This window comes from bacterium, from assembly GCA_022616075.1.
Lineage (GTDB): Bacteria > Acidobacteriota > HRBIN11 > JAKEFK01 > JAKEFK01 > JAKEFK01.
Genome location: JAKEFK010000234.1, coordinates 1 through 4,971 on the forward strand (window position 1 = coordinate 1; position 4,971 = coordinate 4,971).

General features: G+C 50.4%; 4 protein-coding genes. 2 read left to right on the forward strand and 2 right to left on the reverse strand.

What is annotated here, in order from left to right; genetic code table 11:
• Together L0156_19345 and L0156_19350 are read right to left on the reverse strand one after the other, a co-directional pair.
• The coding region (locus tag L0156_19345; GenBank protein ID MCI0605146.1) for a response regulator at window positions 1-638 on the reverse strand (638 nt) is incomplete at its 3' end.
• A gap of 71 nt (window positions 639-709) precedes the next feature.
• On the reverse strand, window positions 710-1,141 hold the full coding sequence (locus L0156_19350) for an Lrp/AsnC family transcriptional regulator (GenBank protein ID MCI0605147.1): 432 nt from the start codon (window positions 1,139-1,141) through the stop codon (window positions 710-712).
• A 157-nt stretch (window positions 1,142-1,298) separates the two neighbouring features.
• On the opposite strand from L0156_19350, the gene L0156_19355 reads away from it, so the two are divergent.
• Window positions 1,299-3,182 carry an FAD-binding oxidoreductase gene (locus L0156_19355; protein MCI0605148.1) on the forward strand — a complete coding sequence of 628 codons (1,884 nt, stop codon included), beginning with the start codon at window positions 1,299-1,301 and terminating at the stop codon, window positions 3,180-3,182.
• On the forward strand, window positions 3,139-4,971 hold a 1,833-nt coding region (locus L0156_19360), incomplete at its 3' end, for a hypothetical protein (protein MCI0605149.1). The genes L0156_19355 and L0156_19360, both read left to right, overlap by 44 nt.

Genomic DNA, 4,971 nt, shown 5'->3' on the forward strand with positions numbered 1-4,971 from the left:
ACTTTGTAAGACTTTTTTAACGCTGCAGTTTTGTACCATTCCGCAAGTATCCTGTCCTTTTCTTCAGGATGAATCGACTTGGTCCAATGCTGGCCTACAGCTAACTCCGGCGTCTGACCGGTCATGGTGCACCAGCTCTTGCTGACGTATAAACAATTTCCTTGCGGATCGGTGCGCACAGAACCGACGGGAGATAAATCTGCAAGTGTGTGAAACCATTTCTCGCTTTGGCGGAGCGCTTCTTCTGCTTTTTTTCGCTGGATTGCATAGCGGATCGATCGAAATATCTGATCACTGTTCATCGCGCCTTTAATCAAGTAATCCTGCGCCCCCTCCAGCAATGCCCGAATTTCCACTGCGGTATCTTCCATTCCGGTAAGGACAACGATGGGCAGGTCTGGGGCCAGGTTGTAAATTCTGTTAACACCCATCATTCCCAAGGAATCGGGAAGAGTGAGATCGAGCAGCACCACATCAAATCTGTTTTTTTGGATCAAAGAAAGTGCTTCAGCAAGGGTCCCGCACTGCACGAGGTTCACATGCGCCGTCATGATCCGGCTGAATAGCTGATGGAAAAGATCAGCATCCGCTGGATTATCTTCCACCAGCAATAAATTCATTTGCCTTGGTACGGTCATAGAATCACCAGAACCGCACGATTCATACTGCTGCTGGCCGTGTCGTATTATATCAGTGGATAGACGACGGGCTAAAACTCCTCTTTTGCCGTGCCTAGTACGATCGATGTGTTTGTTTCTTTGATCGCCTTATGACTCAGGAGTTTTTTAATCTCGCGATTCATCGAGTCGGTATCCTTATATTTACCAATCACGACCAGATCGAATTCCCCTGTAATCTCATAGACGTGGGTGAGAGCGGGATCTTTCATGAGATCATTCATTAATGCTGGAATTTTGCCCCCTACCGCCTTGATCAATGTAATTGCAGTGATCCCTAAACCAAGCTTTTTGGTGTCCAGCAGTGGCCTGTATCCACGGATCACACCACCCTTTTCCATCACTCGAATCCGGCTCGCCACAGTGGTCGTAGAAATGTCCAATCTCTTTGCGATTTGCCGGAGGGAAGCGCGCCCTTCTTTCCTCAATTCACCAATAATTTTCAAATCTAGATCTTTGTACAATTTTCCTGCCCTCTCGAGCTCGCAATCGATTGTTCGTACAATATAATACGTCAATAACTTTACAATTGTCCAGTTTGTCGACTGAATGGAATCATGTACATTTTTTTATTGTCATATCATTGACAAATGATCAGAATGATAGATAGACTGATTACCCATGAAAGCTGCTCTCGGACGTTCTTTAACTTCTCATTCCAGGCTCTTTGACGAACCCTCCAGCTTGCAGATTTATGCTTTTGATCAGGGAGAAGTTCCGCCTGCATTGCGGAAGCTATTGATGCCCAAATCGGAGCCGGATCTGGTGGTTCAACCCGGAACGATCGAAGATCTGATTGCGTGCGTCCGTTACGCTCAGGAAAAGGAGATTGCGCTCGTGCCCCGCGGCGCGTCCACTTTCGGAATGGGTGGCGCAGTTCCTCATCGCGGGGGTATCTTGCTAGATTTTTCGACACGAAGGGAAATTTACGATCTCAACAAAGAAAAAAGAACGATACGGGTGGGAGCCGGTTGCCGCTGGGCTGATGTATCCAACTATCTACAGCAGTTCGGTCTGGATCTATGCACTTATCCAACCAGCTGGTTTTCAACGGTGGGTGGATGGGCTTCCACCGGGGGTGTTGGAATCGGTTGCACGCGCTATGGTTCGTTCCACGATCTGATTCAGTCCATTACGGTGGTCACTCCCGCTGGAGAAAAACGGATTCTGGATCATCAGGACCCCGAATTCGGGTATTTCCTTGGCACCGAAGGACAGATGGGGGCCATCTGGGATGTCACTTTTCGAGTGCGCTCCAAACCCGCGCGGCAGATTCCGTTTGTCATTCTGTTTGATTCAAATCACGTCGCGCTCGATTGCGCCCGTGAATTGCTTTCGAACTTCCGGCCCTATCACTTGAAATTCCTGGATGCCGCTCGAATTCATGAAATCAATCATCTGATGCGCGAAGAGCATCCGGAACTCAAATCAGGCATGGAACTCACGGAAAAACCGACGTTACTCGCCTGCTTCGAAGAAAGCGCTGAGGATTTCCGCGAATGGACCAGAAAGAAAGCGCTCTTTGTTCTGACTGATTACAAAGCCCATCTGTTATGGCGCGAGCGGATGTTTCCGCTCCGTGTAAAAAGAATTGCCCCAGGTTTGTTGGCGTCAGAATTGATTTTGCCACTGGAGCGAATTGCGAGTTATGTGGAGAAAACGGCCGAATTGGGAAAGCGTTTTGGCGTGACACTCGCTAACGAATGTTATTTCTTGAATGACGGGACAGGGTTGGCGCTACCGGTTTACACCTTCCGTGGAAAACACGCCATCGATGAAGCTTTGAAGTCTTCGCTGGCTTATGTGATGACACAGACCGGTATCAATATGGGAGGCCGCCCTTATGGGATTGGCATCTGGAACACTCCTTTTGCCAAACACAAATTTGGAACGACGTTTCACCAGTTGAAACAATTCAAAAAGAGCATTGATGCAGCTTCGCTATTTAATCCAGGAAAATTTTTTGAATTGAGCTTCCGCACGGGGGCGCTGGGAAAACTCGCTGCCTTACCATTGAATTCTTCGCTGATTCCATTATGGACGAACGTTTTAAGCAAAGTAGCGCGGGCCTCCGGCCTGCGAAAAGCCGCAGACGGGACGTCCGCGCTACTTCGTTCAGATGTCATTCTGCAAAACGAAGAACTTTGCTCCAAATGCGGTAGCTGCATTTCCGTCTGTCCTGCTTACATCGATACACAGGATGAACGGACCACTGCGCGCGGAAAGCTACAACTTGGCAAATGGATTTTGAACGGCGGATCCATTTCAACGGAAGAAGCAAACACGCTCTTTCTTTGCATGCATTGTGGTGCGTGCACGGATGTGTGTCAGAGCAGGCTGGATCTTGTACCGGTGTGGGATGAACTGGAAAAGAGGGTGCAACAGCAATTCGGGAAGGATGAAGAACGCGTGGAACGATTTGTGAAATCAGTAGAAGCGAAAAAAATCATGGGGGTACCGTATGCTCGAGGCGCTGAAATCCTCGTCCGTCGTAAACCTGAATAGCGACAGCCGGTACCACATTTCCATTCAACCGGCGCCTCCGAGAAATGATGTGCCGCTGCGGCTATTGCTGGTTCGCAATGACGCCTGTTTCAACTGCGGCATTTGCGTGGACGCTTGTGTATATGGTGTGCATCACAGGCAAGAGGACATGCGGATGCAGATCGGTGTCCTCGATCAGCAGGAAAATGTCTGCCGCACGTGTTTGCGTTGTGTTCGCGAATGTCCGAAAGAGGCGTTATCTGTTCCGCCGAACCCCGAATTTGTGCATGGCAGTTTTGGGCACTGGACTGCTCCGGTTATCACGGCTCTTTTGAAACAGGCGGAAACCGGTAAGGTTCCCGTTTCAGGCGCAGGCTATAACGGCAAATTCGCCGGTCCCGGATTTGACGGCATCTGGACAGACATGTCTGAAATCGTGCGCCCGACCCGCGATGGAATTCACGGACGCGAATACATCAGCACCGCAATTATTTTAGGCTCGCGCCCTTGCAGCGCAGGCGTCCCGCCTCCGCCCCGCGTGATTGAATTGCCGGTACCGTTCCTGTTTGATCTCGCGCAATTCCCTGCGTTTCATCCAAGTGTGCAGAAAGCAATTCTGAACGCAACGCAAGAATTAAAGACGCTCACGTTCGTTCGTGATTTTCCATCACAGCAGTCTCTTATCCCGGTGATCCCGCCATCAGAAATCGGGAAGATCAAAGAGAACATCGATCAACATTGGATGATCGAACTGGAAGATGGCGAGGGATTCAACGTTGCTTTCCACGAACTGAAAAAGCGTTGCAACGGAACACTCTTATCTGTACGAATTCCATTTGATGCAGATCGCGCCCTTAATCTCGCATTGCAGGGCGCGCATGTTCTTCATCTGATGACGGATGCTGCCGGCAATACACCGATCGGCCACGTGAGCCAGGCTATGAGAACTATCCATTTGAAACTTGTGGACGCGGGAATTCGTGACCGGATCACGCTGCTGGCCGGCGGTTACGTTGCGGCTGCGGAACACTTGCCCAAATCGATTCTTTGCGGAGCGGACGGAGTATCGCTGGACCTGACACTTCTGGTTGCGCTTCAAATGTGGAAAGGTGGCGATCCGGCGGATCAAATGGAACGCTTTGCAATTCTGGATTCGGAATGGGGAAGCCGCCGGATTCGCAATCTCATGGCATCGTGGCGCGACCAGCTCCTTGAGATTTTAGGTGCGATGGGCTTGCGGGAGGTTCGCCGTTTGAGGGGCGAAGTGGGACGCGGTCTGTTCTTCGAAGAGCTGCAGAAGGAATTCAAATCTGTTTTTGGCACAGCGCTGGAGGTTCCCAGCAAACCTGCAATCCCGAAGGAACTGATTCCCCAAATTTGCGCGTCCCTCGTTCCTGTGCAGCGCAATTTTCATAATGAGCTTGCGAAATTTCGCGTCTCCGTAAATCAGAATTGCATTCACTGCGCTGTTTGTGTGGATACGTGTCCGTTTGGCGTTTTCCAGATGCCGAATGGTTTCAATCATCTTTTGCCGCCAAAAAGTTCGCAATGCATTGGCTCCGCATGCGAAACCAAGGATTTTTACTGTGTACCGAAATGTCCAACCGACGCAATTAAAGTCGATTTGGATTCCACCTTTCAAGGCATGGGAGACCCGCGTTGGACCGGCGATTTGCTGATCTCCACATTTAAGGAAGCGGAAACCGGTGTGACGCCGGAAACATCCTTTGAATCGGAAGTGGGCGCATCGGAAGGCGGATTTGATCGAATCAGGCTTGTAACGCGGGCGTCACGCCGGCGCGCCCGGGCG

Excerpts from the sequence above, each read along its gene's own strand:
- L0156_19355 (MCI0605148.1), top strand. The coding sequence starts at position 1,299 with ATGAAAGCTGCTCTCGGACGTTCTTTAACTTCTCATTCCAGGCTCTTT.